At 49.0% G+C, this 16,750-nt stretch carries 15 protein-coding genes; 5 read left to right on the forward strand and 10 right to left on the reverse strand.

Features of this window, described 5'->3' with window-relative positions; genetic code table 11:
• Position 1: 1 nt before the first annotated feature.
• The 4 genes from ACJAYR_RS13385 to ACJAYR_RS13400 are packed head-to-tail and all read right to left on the reverse strand — an operon-like array spanning position 2 to position 4,006.
• The gene (locus tag ACJAYR_RS13385) at positions 2-544 is read right to left on the reverse strand and encodes a TRAP transporter small permease (RefSeq protein ID WP_415237067.1); all 543 of its coding nucleotides are present in this window, start codon (positions 542-544) and stop codon (positions 2-4) included.
• A gap of 4 nt (positions 545-548) precedes the next feature.
• On the reverse strand, positions 549-1,526 hold the full coding sequence (locus tag ACJAYR_RS13390) for a TRAP transporter substrate-binding protein (RefSeq protein ID WP_415237068.1): 978 nt from the start codon (positions 1,524-1,526) through the stop codon (positions 549-551).
• A 42-nt stretch (positions 1,527-1,568) separates the two neighbouring features.
• Positions 1,569-2,858, reverse strand: coding sequence for a TRAP transporter large permease (locus ACJAYR_RS13395; RefSeq protein ID WP_415237069.1), 1,290 nt, complete (start codon positions 2,856-2,858; stop codon positions 1,569-1,571).
• Positions 2,855-4,006, reverse strand: a complete 1,152-nt coding sequence (locus ACJAYR_RS13400; RefSeq protein ID WP_415237070.1) for an NAD(P)/FAD-dependent oxidoreductase — start codon at positions 4,004-4,006, stop codon at positions 2,855-2,857. Before ACJAYR_RS13400 ends, ACJAYR_RS13395 begins: the two co-directional genes overlap by 4 nt.
• A 92-nt stretch (positions 4,007-4,098) precedes the next feature.
• Between ACJAYR_RS13400 and ACJAYR_RS13405 the strand changes: the two genes are divergently transcribed.
• The gene (locus ACJAYR_RS13405; RefSeq protein WP_415237071.1) at positions 4,099-4,716 is read left to right on the forward strand and encodes a helix-turn-helix domain-containing protein; all 618 of its coding nucleotides are present in this window, start codon (positions 4,099-4,101) and stop codon (positions 4,714-4,716) included.
• Between the two features lie 219 nt (positions 4,717-4,935).
• Positions 4,936-5,550 carry a hypothetical protein gene (locus tag ACJAYR_RS13410; RefSeq protein WP_415237072.1) on the forward strand — a complete coding sequence of 205 codons (615 nt, stop codon included), beginning with the start codon at positions 4,936-4,938 and terminating at the stop codon, positions 5,548-5,550.
• A 383-nt stretch (positions 5,551-5,933) separates the two neighbouring features.
• Here the strand turns inward: ACJAYR_RS13410 and ACJAYR_RS13415 are convergent, their stop codons facing one another.
• From ACJAYR_RS13415 to ACJAYR_RS13425, 3 genes are all read right to left on the reverse strand, one after another.
• Positions 5,934-7,403 (reverse strand): PAS domain S-box protein, encoded by a 1,470-nt coding sequence (locus ACJAYR_RS13415; protein ID WP_415237073.1) that lies wholly within the window; start codon positions 7,401-7,403, stop codon positions 5,934-5,936.
• A 9-nt stretch (positions 7,404-7,412) separates the two neighbouring features.
• Complete coding sequence (locus ACJAYR_RS13420) at positions 7,413-7,922, reverse strand: methanogen output domain 1-containing protein (RefSeq protein WP_415237074.1); 510 nt, start codon at positions 7,920-7,922, stop codon at positions 7,413-7,415.
• Between the two features lie 210 nt (positions 7,923-8,132).
• Positions 8,133-10,175: a methyl-accepting chemotaxis protein gene (locus ACJAYR_RS13425; protein WP_415237075.1), complete on the reverse strand. Its 2,043-nt coding sequence runs from the start codon at positions 10,173-10,175 to the stop codon at positions 8,133-8,135.
• Between the two features lie 278 nt (positions 10,176-10,453).
• Here ACJAYR_RS13425 and ACJAYR_RS13430 point away from each other — a divergent pair, with 278 nt between their 5' ends.
• Entirely contained in the window at positions 10,454-11,749 is a 1,296-nt protein-coding gene (locus ACJAYR_RS13430; protein ID WP_415237076.1) for an MFS transporter, read from the forward strand.
• A 160-nt stretch (positions 11,750-11,909) separates the two neighbouring features.
• Here ACJAYR_RS13430 and ACJAYR_RS13435 read toward each other — a convergent pair whose 3' ends face one another.
• From ACJAYR_RS13435 to ACJAYR_RS13445, 3 genes are all read right to left on the reverse strand, one after another.
• On the reverse strand, positions 11,910-12,119 hold the full coding sequence (locus tag ACJAYR_RS13435) for a cold-shock protein (protein WP_169544072.1): 210 nt from the start codon (positions 12,117-12,119) through the stop codon (positions 11,910-11,912).
• A 43-nt stretch (positions 12,120-12,162) separates the two neighbouring features.
• Positions 12,163-13,533 carry a DEAD/DEAH box helicase gene (locus ACJAYR_RS13440; protein ID WP_415237077.1) on the reverse strand — a complete coding sequence of 457 codons (1,371 nt, stop codon included), beginning with the start codon at positions 13,531-13,533 and terminating at the stop codon, positions 12,163-12,165.
• Between the two features lie 526 nt (positions 13,534-14,059).
• The gene (locus tag ACJAYR_RS13445; protein ID WP_415237078.1) at positions 14,060-15,028 is read right to left on the reverse strand and encodes a LysR family transcriptional regulator; all 969 of its coding nucleotides are present in this window, start codon (positions 15,026-15,028) and stop codon (positions 14,060-14,062) included.
• Positions 15,029-15,116: 88 nt separating this feature from the next.
• Here ACJAYR_RS13445 and ACJAYR_RS13450 point away from each other — a divergent pair, with 88 nt between their 5' ends.
• Positions 15,117-15,983, forward strand: coding sequence for an ABC transporter permease (locus ACJAYR_RS13450; protein WP_415237079.1), 867 nt, complete (start codon positions 15,117-15,119; stop codon positions 15,981-15,983).
• A partial coding sequence (locus ACJAYR_RS13455) for an ABC transporter permease (RefSeq protein ID WP_415237080.1) occupies positions 15,983-16,750 on the forward strand: 768 nt, incomplete at its 3' end. The genes ACJAYR_RS13450 and ACJAYR_RS13455, both read left to right, overlap by 1 nt.

A 16,750-nucleotide genomic window follows, 5' to 3' on the forward strand; every position in this document is an offset into this window, starting at 1 on the left:
CTTATTCCTTGTTCTTCAAGTCTTCCGCCTGCTCCAATCCGGTAAAACGGATACCCAAACTGGCAATCATATGAATTAATATGAGAATAAAAGCGATCGGCACAGCGGCCGTGAACCAGATCATCGAGACGGGCAGCAGTTCAGCCTGACGCGCCAGACTGCGCCCCAAAAAGCCGAAAGTGATGTTCATATTGGCCCCAAATAAAGAATACCAGATCACTGGCAGGGTAAAGAGCAGAACCCCAACAGCCCGAATGACGGCCAGCATTGTGCCAAGGGGCCCCCTGATTGCGACCATTGCCGGAAACAGCGTTGGATCTGCCCGATAGCGGAACGCGGCGGACGCTCCTAACATGCCAGCCCACACCATGGCCCGCCGGGACAATTCCTCTGTCCATACCGGCGGGGCGTCTAGCAGATATCGCGCAAATACCTGCCAGGAAGCCGCCATAACCATGACCAATACCGCCGCGACCGCCCCCCAAAGGGCAATCCTGTTTAACTGCGACGATATCTGATCAAGTGTTACTGCAATGGCGCGCATGAAATCAGTTCCCCTTGGCTTTCTCCCATTCGGAAATCTGATCCTGACTGATCAAACCACTGTTATAGGCAGGTGCAGACGCTGCCCGGAAAGCATCCCGTGCAGACTGGTCCAAACGTTGAATTGAAACACCTGCAGCTTCCAGCTTTTGAAAAACCGCATCCTGTTTTTTCAGCCACTCCCGGTTGGCCATTGTTGCCGCTTTTGCCGCAGCATCCACGGTGGCCCGATCCGTTTCACTAAGGCCCTGATACCACATCTCGGAGACGATGGTGATCCGAAGGGATGGTGTAATCGCGGCATCCGTGAAATGTTTGATAAAGTCAGTATGACCAAACAACAGGGGCACAAAAGCCGGATTCAGATATCCATCAGCAACCCCGGTCTGCAAGGCGTTTGGAACCTCGGCCCAGCTGACAATCGTCCCGGCTGCGCCCCAGGCTTTATAGAGCTCGATCTGACTTTCATCCAGCGCCCGCATGCGCAAGCCTGCCATATCTTTGACGGATTTGATCGGACGTTTTGTATTGAAAATACCAGACGCTTGACCAACAGAATTAACCGCAAGAACCCGAACGCCGGCGGGCGTGGTCTTTGCGTTAATTTTGTCCAGCATACCGCCTTCATTCAGGGCCTTGTCGACTTCTGCTATATCTTTAAAGAAATACGGCAGACGCAACCCATAAATCAGACTATCCAAGGATCCCACAATATTCAGCGGGGACATGGAAACTTCAAGCAATCCCTGACTGACCTGATCAAACAATTCGTCATCACCGCCCAGCGATCCACGCTGATATTCCTCAGCCTTGATCCCATTATTATTCAGATATGTGCTAAAGCTGTTTGCCCAGACATAACTGCCGGACGCTTCCAGATTTTGCGGACTGTCCAGCGCAATTTTTACTTCTGCAAGGGCTGGCTGCACAAAGGCGCTGGTGGCAGCAACTAAAGCACCAAACAGGATTTTTTTATATTTCATTGAACCTCTCCATGTTAGTTATTTTCGAATAAACGCTTTTGGCTACCCTCCTCCAATGAAGCCAAAGGCACGCGGTAAAAACAGACTGAGGGCGGGTACCTCAATCAGCAAAATCAGAACCGCAATCTGTACAACAACAAAAGGAATAACGGATCGGGCAAGGCGCCAGTAATTGACACCCGTTACCGTAGACACAACCAGTAAGCAGCCCCCAAGTGGCGGGGATACAAGCCCGATACAAAGATTAAAGCACAGCACAATACCCAGATGCACCGGATCGGCCCCGTGGGCCAACGCAACGGGCGCAAGAAGGGGCACGAGAAGGGCCAGCGCAACAGGAATATCGAGCACCATACCGGCAATCAGAAAAACCACGTTCAGAACCAGCATATATCCCGCAGGACCCAGACCAAGGGCAGCGACGATGTCCGAGATGGCTTCAGGAATCCGTTCGATCGCGCCAAGATAACCCAGTGCGGAAACCGCGCAGATAATAATGAAAATAGACCCGGACAACATTGCTGTTCTGCGCAAGCCCTCAAGAATGGATGCCCATTTCAATCCTTCATAGAACCAGCCGGCGCCCAATGCGGCAAACACGGCGATTGCGGCAGCCTCTGTCGGGGTTGTCCAGCCGAAAACGATGCCGCCTAGAATAATTACCGGCAGAAGCAACGCAGGCAGTGAATGGAGGAGAGTAGCCGCAAAAGGAGGCGCCTCACCTTTACTCACTTTCGGATGATCTTCCTTCCAGGCGAATACAGCATTTACAGCAATCAGCGCCGCCGCCAGGATCAGTCCCGGAATAATCCCTGCCAGAAAAAGTGACGTGACAGAGGTTCCCATCAACGCACCATAAAAAATCAGAATGATCGACGGCGGAACAATGGGTCCAATAATCGACGACGCCGCGGTGATGGCACTGGCATATGTCAACGAATATCCGCGTTCCTTCATAGCTGGGACCAGTGTATTGGATAGCGCCGCCGCATCCGCCACGGCCGATCCGGAAATGCCTGCGAAGAAGACACTGGTCAAAATATTGACATGCCCCAGCCCGCCCCGCAACCGACCAACCAAAGCCATGGACAGATTGATCAGGGCCTTGGTTACACCGCCGCGGTTCATGAATTCGCCCGCCAGAATAAAAAGTGGCATCGCCATCAAGGCAAAAACATCAATTTTGGAGAAAATCTGTTGCGGCAATATGGCCAGATATCGTTCGTTCCCGGTGGACCAGAAGGCCAGAACAGCACTTCCGCCAATCACGTAAGCTATCGCAAGGCCCGAGCCCAGCAAGATCAAAGCAATAAAGGGAACCAGCTGTATCATGCCGAAAGTCCTGCCCTATTGGGCGATAGATCTGCTGCAACGACCCCTTCATCCTGAATGTCCCGGGGAAGCGGATCCCCCATTACCAGAGCTGCTGCCATTCTTGAAAGGGCGGGTGCCGATTGAATGCCATAGCCTCCTTGCCCTGCCAGCCAGAAAAAACCGTCTGCCTCTGAATCGAACCCGACAACCGGACATTTATCTGCGACAAAATTGCGAAGACCGGCCCATTTATGATCAATATGCCGCACGGACAAATCAAACGCCTTTTCGATCCTGTCGACACAAATGGCCACATCCAGATCTTCCGGCTGCGCATCGCAAGGTTGGGATGGGGTTTCGTCGGCCGGGGACAATAACAACTTGCCAGCGTCCGGTTTCATATAGAATTGTTCATCGATATCAACCATCATTGGCCAATGATCGATAATCTGGTCCGCTGGTGGAGAAACCAGAAGGGCTGTCCGTCGTTTGGGAACCAGCCCAATGGGCTTTACCTTTGCCAGCCGGGCCATATCGTCCGCCCATGCGCCCGCCGCATTGACGACAATTGGCGCGTTGAAAATTCCAGCATTGGTCGATATACGCCACCCGTCTGATGACTTTTCAATATCCTGCACCTCGCAGGATGTAAGGAGGTCCCCCCCCTGTGATTTGAACGTTTTCAAATAATGCTGATGCAGCAAATCGACCTCGATATCCGCACAGCCTTTTTCCATAAGAACACGATCCACATACGCCGCCCGCAGGATCGGAACTGTTTCCTGCGCATCGGACAGAGAGACCGGGACAACACCGTCCCCCAGTTCGAGCTGCGTCTTTTCAAAGGTTTCGGACTGATCCTTGCGGGCAATGAAATACAAACCCCGCGGCCTCAACAGACCGGTTTCAATAAACCTGGAGTCCGGATTATTGAAAAAATGTCCGGAGGCCCGCGTCAGAGCGCGAATGATCGGCGGCCCATAGATACTTGAATAAAGCGCAGCAGAGCGACCTGTTGTGTGATATCCCGGCTGGCTTTCACGTTCCAACAGAAGAACCCGGGCCCGGCTCGAAAGCTCAGCAGCGATTGATGCCCCTGCTATTCCGGCCCCGACAATCACAATATCACAAGACTTGCCCTGCACATTCACCCCCATTTGTTCCATTGAACCGTAACACCAATTTTCCGATTGGAAAAGTGTTTTTTCCGATTGGAAAATTGGTGGTGTTCAGGAACAAGGCATTCTATACTTTACCTATGAATGACATTTCCCAAACCGATACCCAGCGACTTGATTTTGGCCGCCGCTTACGTGACTTGCGGACTGAAAGAGGCTGGACGTTATCAGAAGTCGCGCAAAAGTCCGGCCTCGCTATTTCCACAATCTCAAAGGTGGAGCGTGGCGTCATGTCGCTGACATATGACAGATTGGCCTTATTAGCATCCGGTTTAGGTGTGGACATGGCCACTTTCTTTTCCAAAGATGGCCAGAATTTTGAACCCGGTAGTTTTGCAATTGCCCGATCTGGGGAGTTCGAACGTCAGGAAACCAAAAACTACGTCTATGAAATGCTGTTTCCGTCCCTTTGGCATAAATCCATGACCCCAATGATGGGAACATTAAAAGCCCACGATGTTCTCGATTTTGACGCCTTTGTCAGTCACCCTGGTCAGGAATTTCTGATGGTCCTTGATGGTACGATCACCGTTCATCTCCAGGGAAAAGACCCGGTTCGCCTCAACGAAGGGGACAGTATATATTTTGACAGTACCCGCGGTCATCTTTATGCCTCAGCGGGGGATCAGGACGCCCGAATACTTGTTGTCTGTACGGACACTGAAATTGGCGAAGCCCTGTCGGGACCATCGAAATAACCGGAAAACCAACTCCAGCCTTCCCGAATCGAACCGCCGAAAAAGCAATAAAACTGCCATTTATGGTTAACAAATATAACCTAGAGTTGCGGCGGCACGCCCTCACAGATCGCCCGGTAGTAATTTATTAAAATTTTATTAATTTTCTTGGCAACGACCTTCTTTTTCGGTCTATTAGAGTTTCGGTATGCAGGTTGCTTACTCATTGAGGGGATAGAAATGAAAAAATTAATCGGAGGCGTAATCGTACTGGCAGCATTGGCTGTCACATCATTTGCCCAAAAATCCGAGGCTGCCTTCGTTGGCACCGTCAATACGGGCGAAGTGGCCTACGACATGCTCGCTCCAGGAAACGTCATCCCGTCTCCTGCCATCAATATTATCCGTCATCCGAACTGGGTTGCTGCCCCGGGTAGCGCTGAATGGATTGGACAGACAAACGGCAATGTGTCAGACCCAGCTGGCGACTACACATTTTCGACAACATTTGATCTTACCGGTTTTGACCATACAACGGCGCAGATCAATGGTTCAGTCGCTGCCGATAACTCAGCGGCGTTCTTCCTGAACGGAAATGCTCTGGGAATTAACGTGGTTGGCTTTCAGGCACTGACTAATTTTGCCATCAATAACTTCTTCGTCGCAGGCGAAAACCTACTTGAAGTCGTTGTTGTCAACTTTCAGGGAAGCGGCACCAATCCAATGGGTCTTCTGATTGCCGGATCTGAAATTACAGCAGTATCCGCCGTTCCTCTCCCTGCCGCCCTGCCTCTTTATGGTGCAGGCTTGCTGGCAATTGGTTATGTAGTTCGTCGGCGCAAGTCAAAAGCCTAAGTCGCGAAGACAAAAGACATCTGAAAAAGGGCAGTTTAATACTGCCCTTTTTTATTGCAGCTTAGTTAGCATCGGGCATATTTCGAACCGTTCACCCCTGCAAAGACAGTAAACGCGTGCCCTAGTTGAACTTGGCAAATAGCGAAAGAAACACAAAGAAAACCGCCGCCGCCACCTCAAACTCTCCTCTTCAATTTCTATGACCAATCACACTGCCTTGCCAGTTCGGGTGCGCTAACAAAAGTGCTTGCGCCATAACATTGACAAAACTTTTCGCCAGAAACATATGGTCTTCAGGAGCAGGGCGACCCCTTTAAAGGAGCCGTCTTCTTGTACAATAAGCGCCTTGTGCATTGGGCCTTCAGACGGAATAAGCGGCTTCTTTAATCTGCAGCTCGGAAGTACAGATTGACAGTTGTCCCCTCGCCAACAGTACTGTCAATATTCATAAAACCGCCGGACTGTTCGACATAGCCATGCACCATCGACAGACCCAGTCCGGTTCCTTCGCCCACTTCTTTTGTTGTATAAAATGGCTCAATCGCTTGTTTCCTTACGTCTTCAGACATACCGGTTCCAGAATCCGTAACAGCGATGCGAACATACCGCCCGCCATTTTTTTTCGCTTCATCCCCGGCATCGCCTTCCACCAAGACGGGTTCCACCAAAATGCTCAATGTACCATCCTTTGTCATGGCGTCGCGGGCGTTCGTCGCCAGATTAATCAAAGCATTGTTCAACTGAACAGCGTCCGCAAAAGCGTTTATCTCTGCATTGCGGATCTCTAAACTGATTTCAATATGCTCTCCAAGGCCTCGACCGATCATCTCCAGTGCCTCTTGCACAGCAGCGCCCAAATTTAAAACCTCATTATTCAGGTGTTTTTGGCGACTGAATGACAAGAGTTGATCAATAAGTCCTGCCCCCTTATCCGCGGCGTTTAATGCAACCCGAATATGTCGGTCTGTGGTTTCATCCTGAATAATTTCACGGGCAAATTCCAATCGGCCAATGATCACTGACAAAAGATTATTAAAGTCATGGGCTACACCACCAGAGAGTTTCCCCAACGCTTCCATTTTTTGGGATTGCTGGAGTTTAAGCTCGATATTTTTATATTCACTGAGATCATGAATTATACAGGTATAATAGGTCTCGTTGACAAACCGGGACGTTCCAACCGATAAATTAGCGACATACTGGCTGCCATCTTTTCGGCGGGCGACAACCTCACGTATCGCCCCAACCGATTGTTCGACCTTACTATGATCATATCCGGGATTCTGAGGGTCCTCGTCATCCGAAAATTCCGATGGCATCAGCATCTTTACATTTTGGCCAATGATTTCATCAGTCGAGAAGCCCATCATCTTCTTGATCGCTTTATTCACCAAAATGATTTTGCCGTTTTGGTCGGTCAGGATAATAATATCGATTGCAGCATCAATGACCGTTTGCAGCCTCTGTTCAGAAAGGGCTTTATCTCTAAACTCACCATGTTCTTGATTAACGCGAGAGAACCCCGCAAGGCTTCGCTCTATGCTTTTAAATCGAAGCAATATTGCTTTTTCATCACCCGAGACAATTGCAGCCCCTTCACAACGATACTCCCGCTCAATGTTATCTGAACCCTGCAGTTTTTGCCGAGAAAACAGGGGATCCCGGCTACCTGAGCAATAGCTTAAAAAACGCTCGAATCCGCTTCCAAAAAGCGCCACAAGATTTTGGTTTTGTTCGAGACTAAACCCCCGCCTTGCTGCCGGATTAAGTGCCAGTATGTCTCCGTCCACGGAAAGTAGAAGACTAGGGATCTTGTCGGAATATGCTATGAGGTCAAACGATGCGCTTATCATAAAATATGTCTAGGATCGTTTGAAATATTCACGGCCGTCTTCGCCGTTCTGATTAAAATAGAGGACGACACGACACTGATCGGCCCCATTAGCAATTGTCTCTTTCAGTTCGACTTTTGCGTATTTTAAGTTCTCGGACGCAATATGCCCAAAAACATTTGATGTCATCATACACAGCGACGGCCGACCCAGAACGCGATCACCAAACGGGCATTTATGGTTACCAAAAACAATATAGTCCGGCGTTTCTTCCACGATATAAAAATCGCCTTGTATTCGCCGCTTTAAATCCAGCAAAACCTCGCCAACCTGTTCTCTTGTCAGGCTGGATAAACTCAATGCGTCTTTGTAGTCGTGATCAATTTTAGACCCAATCGCCTGCCCGACAAGACTGACATACCCTTCGGCTTCATCAATTCCCACAACATCTTCGAGTGTTCCAGAAAGTTCTCTCAGCAAATCAAGAAGAAAACTCTCTCGCTCTAAGAGTAGCGGCGCTGTTTCTGGTGAATTTGCCATTGAAAAAACCCTTTATAAGTACATTCACAATAGTATAGCACTGGATGCTTAACGAATTCTTTTTCACCTGAAAATAGAACGCTTTGCCTGAGTGTACTTGCACCACAAGACGTTCCCGTTCCTCACCTTTCAAACGGCCCCCTACAAATTAGCGGATCGCCCTGCTTAAAAAAACAAGAGGCTATCAGAGCACGAGGTCGCCTTGATCCCTTACGCTCTTACCTGCTCTAAAAATTTGCTGACTTCAGATTTCAGATTTGTCGAACAATCATCCAGCTCGCGCACGGCTGTCAGAACAGATGTAGAGACATTCTGCACCTCATTTGAGGCTTCCGTTACGCCCGCAATACTGGAAAATACATTTTGCGTCCCTTCCGCAGCCTGATCGACATTCCGAGCAATTTCTTTCGTCGCGGCAGTTTGCTCCTCAACCGCAGCTGCAACTGACGATGCAATCTCTTCAATCTGATTGATGGTGGTCGAAACATTTTCGATCAGGGAAGCTGCGTCTTTTGTGGAACTTTGAATACCACCGATCTGATTGCTGATATCTTCGGTAGCCTTGGCTGTTTGGTTCGCAAGATTTTTCACCTCACTGGCAACAACCGCAAATCCTTTTCCAGCGTCCCCGGCCCGCGCAGCCTCAATCGTTGCATTGAGAGCCAGTAGATTGGTCTGTTCAGCAATGTCTGTAATGATATTGACAACCTCACCAATTTTTTGTGCCGACATAACCAGCGTATCTATACTTTCCTTGGACTGTGAGGCTTGAGCAACGGCTTCTCGGGCAATATTGGTCGACTGGTTGACCTGATGACTTATCTCGTTACTGGAGGCGGTCAGTTCTTCTGTCGCCGCTGAAACCGTCTGTACATTCTGTGATACAACCTCAGATGCAGAGGAAACCTCGTTGGCTCGATTGAGGGAATTTTCCGCCGTTGTCGCCATCGTCTCTGCGTTGACGTTCAGCTTGCTCGAAACATTGGCGACTGAATTAACAACACCGCCAATACTCGTCTCAAAGTTTTCTGCCATTTTGGATAAAAGTACGCGCTGATCTTCTCGATTTTTCTCCTCCGCGTGCAATTTCTCCATACGCGTTTGCTCTTCAAGCTGCGCTCGCTCGTCGGCGGCTTTCTTTTCTGCCCGGCGTTGTTCCTTTTCTTTTTCCCGCTGCTCGATAATACCGTTTCTGAAAATTTCGATGGATTTCGCAATGGCGCCTATTTCATCCGTGCGGTCCTGAGAAGGCACTTCAATTTCGGTATCTCCGCCAGATAGCTGTTCGACCACTTCCGTAATTTCATTGATTGGATCTGAAATTTGCCGGGCAATCCGGAAGGCTGCATATATTGCACCTCCCAATATAATCAGGACAATAAGCAGAGTAATAAGGAGAGAATTGGTGATCTCACCAAAAACTTCGCTTGCGGGCAGTTCTACAAAAACAAAGGACTGGATTGTTGGGATCCAGGCAACGCCTACAATCATTTCGCCTTTTTCACCGTCGTAATTGGAGATTCTAACCTGACCATCCGTGCCAAGCAGAAGTTCTTCAGCAATTTCTTCCATGCCTTCGATGTCAGAAATATTGGTATTCCCGATCAAACTGCTATCGCGATGTAGCTTGAACACCCCTTCGCCGGATGTTAGCCATACCTGCCCGGTTTCACCCACTTGGAAGCTCTCGATATATTGGGCGATTTCTTTTGCATCAACACCAAGCCCAACAGATGCAACCTTTCCGTTTAACTCTAATCGGATATTGGTGAAAAGCTTCCATTCATTCCCGGTGCTTTCACTCTTGTCGAGAACCATCTCGTAGGGGGCCCCACTGGACACAAAACCATCGAACCAATATTTCATATTATCCGAGCCGGCCTTGTTAAACCCATTTTGATCATAATATTTACGCGTCACATTGGACGCAAATGTGGCACTAAAGGCGTTTACGTCCTCGACAATACTGCTGGCATAGGCGGCCCAATCCTTGATCCCCTCTTCAGGTTCGCCCGCGGCAAACCAATCCTGGACATAAGTGTTGCTCGCAATACCACGTGACGCCGTCAGATAGACACTCAGCTTCTTCTCAATATCATTCCGAATTGCACGAACATGGGCTGGGAATTCATTTTCGTACAGCCTGTCTGAAACCAGCGAATGGATTTGCAAATAACTTACAGTTCCCGCAATCAATACGGTTCCCGTCAAAAGAACGGTTATGAGATAAATCAATTTTCTGCCAAATGACATTTTCCACTCCAAGATGCGCTCCGGCGAACGCAAAAGCCGAGATTGATGCTTTTCAAATTAGAATATATTGGTATTACAGGAATACATTACTTTTGCCTTAACTTGTCGCTTTTGCATCTGATTAAAAGGCCAAGTTTCCAAAGGTTGTGCCCTAAGGGACGTTTTGCCGGTTATAAGATCTCTTTATTCTCAAAACGGCGTTCTATACAATTCACCTTCTCGCGCACAATGCGCAGACACAAAAAGTATGAGAAATGCCAAAACAGGTGCCCTCAGTTATGTTCAGATCCCTTTCGCAAAGAACGTTTAACGCATTGACCTCTGAAGATAACGGGCAGGTTGATAAAAACATTTCAGAAAACTCATATAATGATCAGCCAAAGAATTTCATGATCCATATTATGTCGCTTTCACTAACGAAAACAGCAGATGGATTAATCGACCCCAAGCTGATTTTAAGCTGGATATTGTCTTCCCTGGGCGCGCCAGTATATTTCATCGGCATGCTGGTTCCGGTGCGGGAAGCGGGCGCCCTGTTACCACAGCTTTTCATAGCGGGTTTTCTTAAATCTCGACCCAAACGCAAATATGCGTGGGTCTTGGGCTCGGTTATTCAAGGTGTCTGTGCCGTTGGATTGGGCATATCAGTTTTGATATTGGAAGGATTTTCATTAGGCGTTGCGATAATTGGTTTATTAGCATTACTGGCCACTGCCCGCAGCATTTGCTCAGTTTCCTACAAAGATGTATTGGGCAAGACAGTGGATCGATCAAATCGAGGAACTGCAACGGGCGCAGCGAGCTCTATGGCCGCTGCATTTGTTATCTTGTACGCGCTACTGGTCACGTCGGGTATATTCGACAAACAGTCTCTGATTACGATGGGTCTGTTTTTGGCTGGGATTTGCTGGATTAGTTCCAGTCTCCTCTTTTCAACCTTGACCGAGGAAGAAAGTGATATCGAAGGCAAAAATTCGCCGATCGATATTGCCCGGGAAAATCTGGAGTATCTTTTGCAGGATCGCCAGCTTATTCTGTTCATCGTGACGCGCGGCCTTTTAATGGCCACAGCCCTTGCACCGCCGTTCATGATTGCTCTGGCAATTAACAGTGTTACCGATTATGCAGGTTTGGGACTAATGCTTCTCGCCTCGTCCCTTGCCGGACTTTCAAGCGGCTATATCTGGGGACGGCTCGCAGATCGCTCCAGCCGGAAAGTGTTGATGCTATCCGGTCTCTTGGCCGGCAGTGCCTTGCTGGTAACGGTGATCTTCGCGCTTGCAGGAACACTGGAAACCGCATGGCTTATGCCCGTCATCCTGTATGCACTGATGGTCTCCTATCAGGGCGTGCGTCTGGGACGTTCAACCCATCTGGTGGATATGGCTGATGAAAACAGACGAGCCCCTTATACGGCGCTCTCCAATACCATTATTGGCACGTTATTGCTGGCAGGGGGTGGTTTTAGTTTTGTGGCCGCCGCGTTCGGTGAAATTGCCGTTCTGGGCATTTTTAGTGGCATGTGCTTTCTGTCGATGATCAGCGCGTATTTTCTCACGGAAGCGCAATCCTGATACAGTGGTTTGTCCGTTGAGAAGAACAGGCACGGCGCACGCTCAGGCCTTGAGATTCAAACCAAGAACCGAGGATCGTTTAGACAAAAAAAGTGCCAGCTCACCGCGTGAACTGGCACTTTTTCATAAGATAGTTTAGGGAAAATTACCCTAAGAAACCTTATTTTACCTGCAAATTAATCGCTGAAGATTTATTGCGGGCCTGATCTACTTCAAGGTCGTAGTTGATTGAGTCACCTTCGTTCAGGCCACTCAGACCAGCGCGTTCTACTGCACTGATATGAACAAACACGTCTGTGCTGCCGTCGCTAGGAGCGATAAAACCATAACCTTTAGTTCCGTTGAACCATTTAACTGTACCTGTAGCCATATTGATCTTTCCTTATATTTGATCGTTACGTATTAAAATCTACTTATCTTTTACCGATTTGAGACGGCTTATTCTGTTTTCGCGACCCGGTATTTCCGAGCATACGATTAAGGCCCGCAAGCGGCTCTGTCGAGCCAGCCGTGCGATCTTTTGTTTTCAAAGCGTTCCCATCAGCCCCCTTAGGCTTGCGGTTCCCGCGTTTCGGCCCTTGACGATTATGCGTCTTTTTAGGGCGAGAAAATTTTGCTGATCCAGCATCCGGAGCAACAAAGGGTGCTCCATTGGCTGGCAAGGGATCATTGGCACTTTCGAGTCTGTTCCCGATCAGTTTTTCGATATCGCGCAGGCATCCCTGTTCTGCTACATCACATAACGAAATGGCGTTACCTGACCGGCCTGCACGCGCTGTTCGGCCAATGCGATGCACATATGATTCAGGAACGTTCGGCAATTCGTAATTAACCACCAACGACACGTCATCCACGTCGATACCACGGGCGGCAATATCCGTTGCAACCAGGATTGATGTGCGTCCTGCCCGAAAAGAGGCCAACGCCCGTTCCCGTTGAGACTGGCTTTTATTCCCGTGAATGGCCGCAGCGGTAAGACCCGCCCCTTCCAGATGGCGACTGACCTTGTCTGCACCGCGTTTTGTCCGCGTGAAGACGATGGCCCGTCCGCTTTTATCCTGTGACAGAATCTCGGTCAGGACGATACGTTTGTTTGCTGCAGGAACATGCCGGACGGATTGTGCAATCCGTTCAATCGGTTTTGAAACCGCCGCAACGGCAATTTCGACAGGATTGGACTGAAAATCAGCGGCAAGCTTCCGGATAGGAGGCGGCATTGTTGCTGACATCATCACTGTTTGCCGTTTTTTCGGCAACCGGCTTATGATCTTACGGATCGTCGGCATAAAGCCTAGATCCAGCATCTGATCCGCTTCATCCAGAACCACCGACCGAGTTTGGTCAAGCCCAACAACCCGTTCGTTCATATGGTCCAGTAACCGGCCCGGTGTGGCGACAACAATATCGACACCAGACGCCAACGCCTTGATTTGCGCTTTCGGTTTAACACCGCCAACGACAACCGCAACGGAAACGTTCAGGAATTTTGCGTAGTTATGAATATTCTCACCGATTTGGGCTGCCAATTCACGAGTAGGCGCCATAATCAAGGTGTGACATTTTTTTGCTCCGGGCTTTTGTCCATCTTCAACAATTTTTTGAAGAAGAGGTAAAACAAAAGAAGCGGTTTTTCCGGTCCCCGTCTGCGCTATACCCAATACATCATGACCCGCAAGCATGGCAGGAATGACATCGGCTTGGATAGGAGTAGGAGTGGTATAACCTTCGATTTCTATCGCTCGAAGTAAAGACTCGGCAAGTGCGAGGTCTGTAAACTTTATCAACTAGTCTCTTTCACCGACCTGTAATTGCATTGCACATTTTCCGTGCTGAGCAGAGGCCGTTTTGTTCTGGAAGCTTGCGTAGAAGAGCTGCCTTTTTTAAATCTGATCCAAAATGGATCTTTCAGGCAACGATATCAATACGACTTATTGCTAGAATATCACACCGTTGCTGACAATTTGGTCAACTACGCCCGGCGCGATGCAGAGAATTGGTCACAGTTCAGCCGGAATAGCAAGACAAATCTTTTTGAGACCAACAAATAGGATCACCATTCAGAGTGTATTTCATATTTTTAGCCGGCACCAAACCGCTACAGCCCTTATAATCGACCTGCCCCAAACAACAACCATCCATAGTAAGTCACTGAAATAATGCGCATATTACTTAATCAATAACCACCGTAAATGATATCTGGTGAAACCATTTCATTCGTTTTCGCCGCCCTTCACTATATAACGCGCGTCGCCTACCGTGATCCCGAATATTGCGTCAATTTGCAGACCCACGGGGTGGGCTGGTCCACTTTTAGAGATAGATTCTCTCTTCAATGGGCGTGCTATCGATCAGTTTTTCCAGAATCTGACAAAACGCCACTTCAGCGCGGTTTAACTGGGCTTTGGGATTTTGGACCACATAGACATCAATTGCCGGCGGAGAGGTATAGGGCGGCAATCGCCATAAAACGCCGCTTTCCACGTCCCGCTTTGCCACATGGATCGGCAGGGGGCCAATCCCCAGGCCTGCGATAATCATGCGCCGAACTTCTTCCAGATTAGCGGACGTACCAACTACCCGATCATCCAGGTTGGCTTCCGCCCGCATTAGCGCCACCAGCCTCAAGGCATCCCCCATCTGATCCGTCACAAAACTAACACTGGACTGCCCGGCCAAGTCCGTCGGGCGAAGGTCTTTCACCCCAAACAAGGGATGAGAAGGACCGCAAAAAAGCCCAAAATGTTCCCGGAACAGACGCTTATAGTGAAGTTTTGGACTTCTATCTTTTACAAGACAGATCCCAATGCTGGCCCGCCGGGCGATCAGATTTTCGATCGCATACCGACTGGCAGAAATCTCTATGGACAAGGTGGCATGTGGATGTTGCTGATGAAATCTGGAGAGTGCGTCATCAAATAGGGGGCATTCAACATGACTTGCCATTGCAATGCGTACATGACCGCGAATGTCATCTTCAGTATCACGAAGAATGGTTTCAAAACGCAGGATCGTACCCTGAATTTCAATAATTTCCTTTTCAAGCAGCTTTCCTGCTTTTGTTAGCCGAAAGGAGCCCGGCGACCGAAGAACCAGTTGCTTGCCCAAGCGTTCTTCCAAACGTTTGAGAGACGCCGAGACAGACGGTTGCCGCAAACGCAATCTATTAGCCGCATCTGTAATGCTTTTGGATTTTGCAATGACCAGAAAGGTTTTTAGCAAATTCCAGTCCAGATCACGGGCCAGTTTTTCCGGGGACAGATTTGATGAAGATGTCATCATAGTTTCAAACTATAGTTATTATTCTGAATATCTATTTGATCTATACAACCATATCTGACAGCTTTCAATCTAATTTCTTGGGGGGCCTATGTCTATTGAAACACGGGAGGCGCGGCAGCCTTGGATATTGTTGTCACCAGCACTGACATCGATATTGCTGCTTTTGATTGTGCCGTTGATGTTCATCGTCGTTTATTCCTTTTGGCTTCGCACTGCCACAGGTGCGGATCAGGTCGGCTTTTTTCTCGATAACTGGATAGAAGTTCTAACCGATGAATTTTACCGTGATATTCTGGTACAGACGCTGCGCATCGCGTTGATCACAACACTCTGCTGTGCTCTGATGGGATACCCTGCGGCTTATTATATTGCCCGCTCCAACGGCAACAAAGCGATCCTACTACTGCTACTGATGCTGCCCTTCTGGATTAGCTACATTATTCGCACCATGTCATGGATCAATATTCTTGGCGTTTCCGGTGCATTGAACACCGTAATGATAAGCATCGGGCTGATCGATGAACCCATTCAGATGCTCTACAACGAAGTCACCGTTATTCTGGGTCTGGTTCACTTCCTGTTACCTTTCATGGTCCTTAATATCTATGTAAGCCTTGAAGATATTGACCCCAATCTGGAAGACGCCGCCTGTTCGCTTGGGGCCTCCCGCTGGCAAACGTTTCTTGAAGTAACTTTGCGACTGTCGCTGCCAGGATTGGCCGCAGGCGGTCTGCTTTGTTTCGTGCTGGGCGCCGGAACCTATATCACACCGGTCATTCTGGGCGGTCCAAGGGACGCCATGTTTGCCAATCTTGTATTTGAAGCGATTATCACGCAACTGGACTGGCCGCTTGGATCCGTTCTCTCTCTTGTCCTGATCGTTGTGCTGGGCGCCATTGTCATGGTTTACAACCGCTTTTTGGGAATGCGTCAATTGATGAAGGGGCTTGGCTGATGGGGTGGAATTTCATACGGCTTTGGACAGCACTGGTCTATTTGTTCATGTTCCTGCCCGTCGCAGTTGTCGTTCTGCTTAGTTTTAATGCCAATCAGTTTGGTAGTTTCCCGATCACCGGCTTCTCCTTTCGGTGGTTCATCGAACTGGCAGGCAATGATGCCATCATCAGAGCATTCCAGACATCGTTGCTGTTAGGTGCACTGACCGCAATAATTTCAACAACACTTGGCGTTCTAGCCAGTCTGGCGCTTGTTCGGTACAAAGTGCCGGGCGGCAATTTCATCAGTTCTCTGCTGATTGCCCCCATTCTTGTGCCTGAAGTGGTGCTCGCCGTTGCCCTTTTACTGTTTCTGAATTTCATGTCGATCCACAAAAGCTTTTTCATGCTGCTCATGGGACATGTCATCTTCACCCTTCCTTTTGTGGTTCTGGTGGTGCAGGCCCGCTTGATCGGTATTCGCCGAGATGTTGAAGAAGCGGCAATGAGTCTTGGTGCTACACCAATACAGACCTTTTTCCAAATCACGCTTCCCTTGCTGGCCCCTGCGGTATTCGCTGGAATGCTTTTCGCCTTTACCATCAGTTTTGACGACATAACCGGCACCCTCTTCTGGAAACCGGGTGGCATTGAGACCGTCCCTACGCAAATTTTTGCCATGCTCCGCAATTCCATATCGCCGGAAATCAATGCGCTTGGCTCAATCATGATTTTCTTCACCGTCGGGGTTCCCTTGATCGGGGCCGCCATCGCCCGACGGATGGCT

Origin of the sequence: Sneathiella sp. (genome assembly GCF_047631475.1) — a bacterium.
GTDB lineage: Bacteria > Pseudomonadota > Alphaproteobacteria > Sneathiellales > Sneathiellaceae > Sneathiella.

Bases quoted from the DNA above. Each gene is read 5' to 3' on its own strand.
- ACJAYR_RS13385 (WP_415237067.1), bottom strand. From the start codon at position 544: ATGCGCGCCATTGCAGTAACACTTGATCAGATATCGTCGCAGTTAAAC.
- ACJAYR_RS13390 (WP_415237068.1), bottom strand. From the start codon at position 1,526: ATGAAATATAAAAAAATCCTGTTTGGTGCTTTAGTTGCTGCCACCAGC.
- ACJAYR_RS13395 (WP_415237069.1), bottom strand. From the start codon at position 2,858: ATGATACAGCTGGTTCCCTTTATTGCTTTGATCTTGCTGGGCTCGGGC.
- ACJAYR_RS13400 (WP_415237070.1), bottom strand. From the start codon at position 4,006: ATGGAACAAATGGGGGTGAATGTGCAGGGCAAGTCTTGTGATATTGTG.
- ACJAYR_RS13405 (WP_415237071.1), top strand. From the start codon at position 4,099: ATGAATGACATTTCCCAAACCGATACCCAGCGACTTGATTTTGGCCGC.
- ACJAYR_RS13410 (WP_415237072.1), top strand. From the start codon at position 4,936: ATGAAAAAATTAATCGGAGGCGTAATCGTACTGGCAGCATTGGCTGTC.
- ACJAYR_RS13415 (WP_415237073.1), bottom strand. From the start codon at position 7,403: ATGATAAGCGCATCGTTTGACCTCATAGCATATTCCGACAAGATCCCT.
- ACJAYR_RS13420 (WP_415237074.1), bottom strand. From the start codon at position 7,922: ATGGCAAATTCACCAGAAACAGCGCCGCTACTCTTAGAGCGAGAGAGT.
- ACJAYR_RS13425 (WP_415237075.1), bottom strand. From the start codon at position 10,175: ATGTCATTTGGCAGAAAATTGATTTATCTCATAACCGTTCTTTTGACG.
- ACJAYR_RS13430 (WP_415237076.1), top strand. From the start codon at position 10,454: ATGTTCAGATCCCTTTCGCAAAGAACGTTTAACGCATTGACCTCTGAA.
- ACJAYR_RS13435 (WP_169544072.1), bottom strand. From the start codon at position 12,119: ATGGCTACAGGTACAGTTAAATGGTTCAACGGAACTAAAGGTTATGGT.
- ACJAYR_RS13445 (WP_415237078.1), bottom strand. From the start codon at position 15,028: ATGATGACATCTTCATCAAATCTGTCCCCGGAAAAACTGGCCCGTGAT.
- ACJAYR_RS13450 (WP_415237079.1), top strand. From the start codon at position 15,117: ATGTCTATTGAAACACGGGAGGCGCGGCAGCCTTGGATATTGTTGTCA.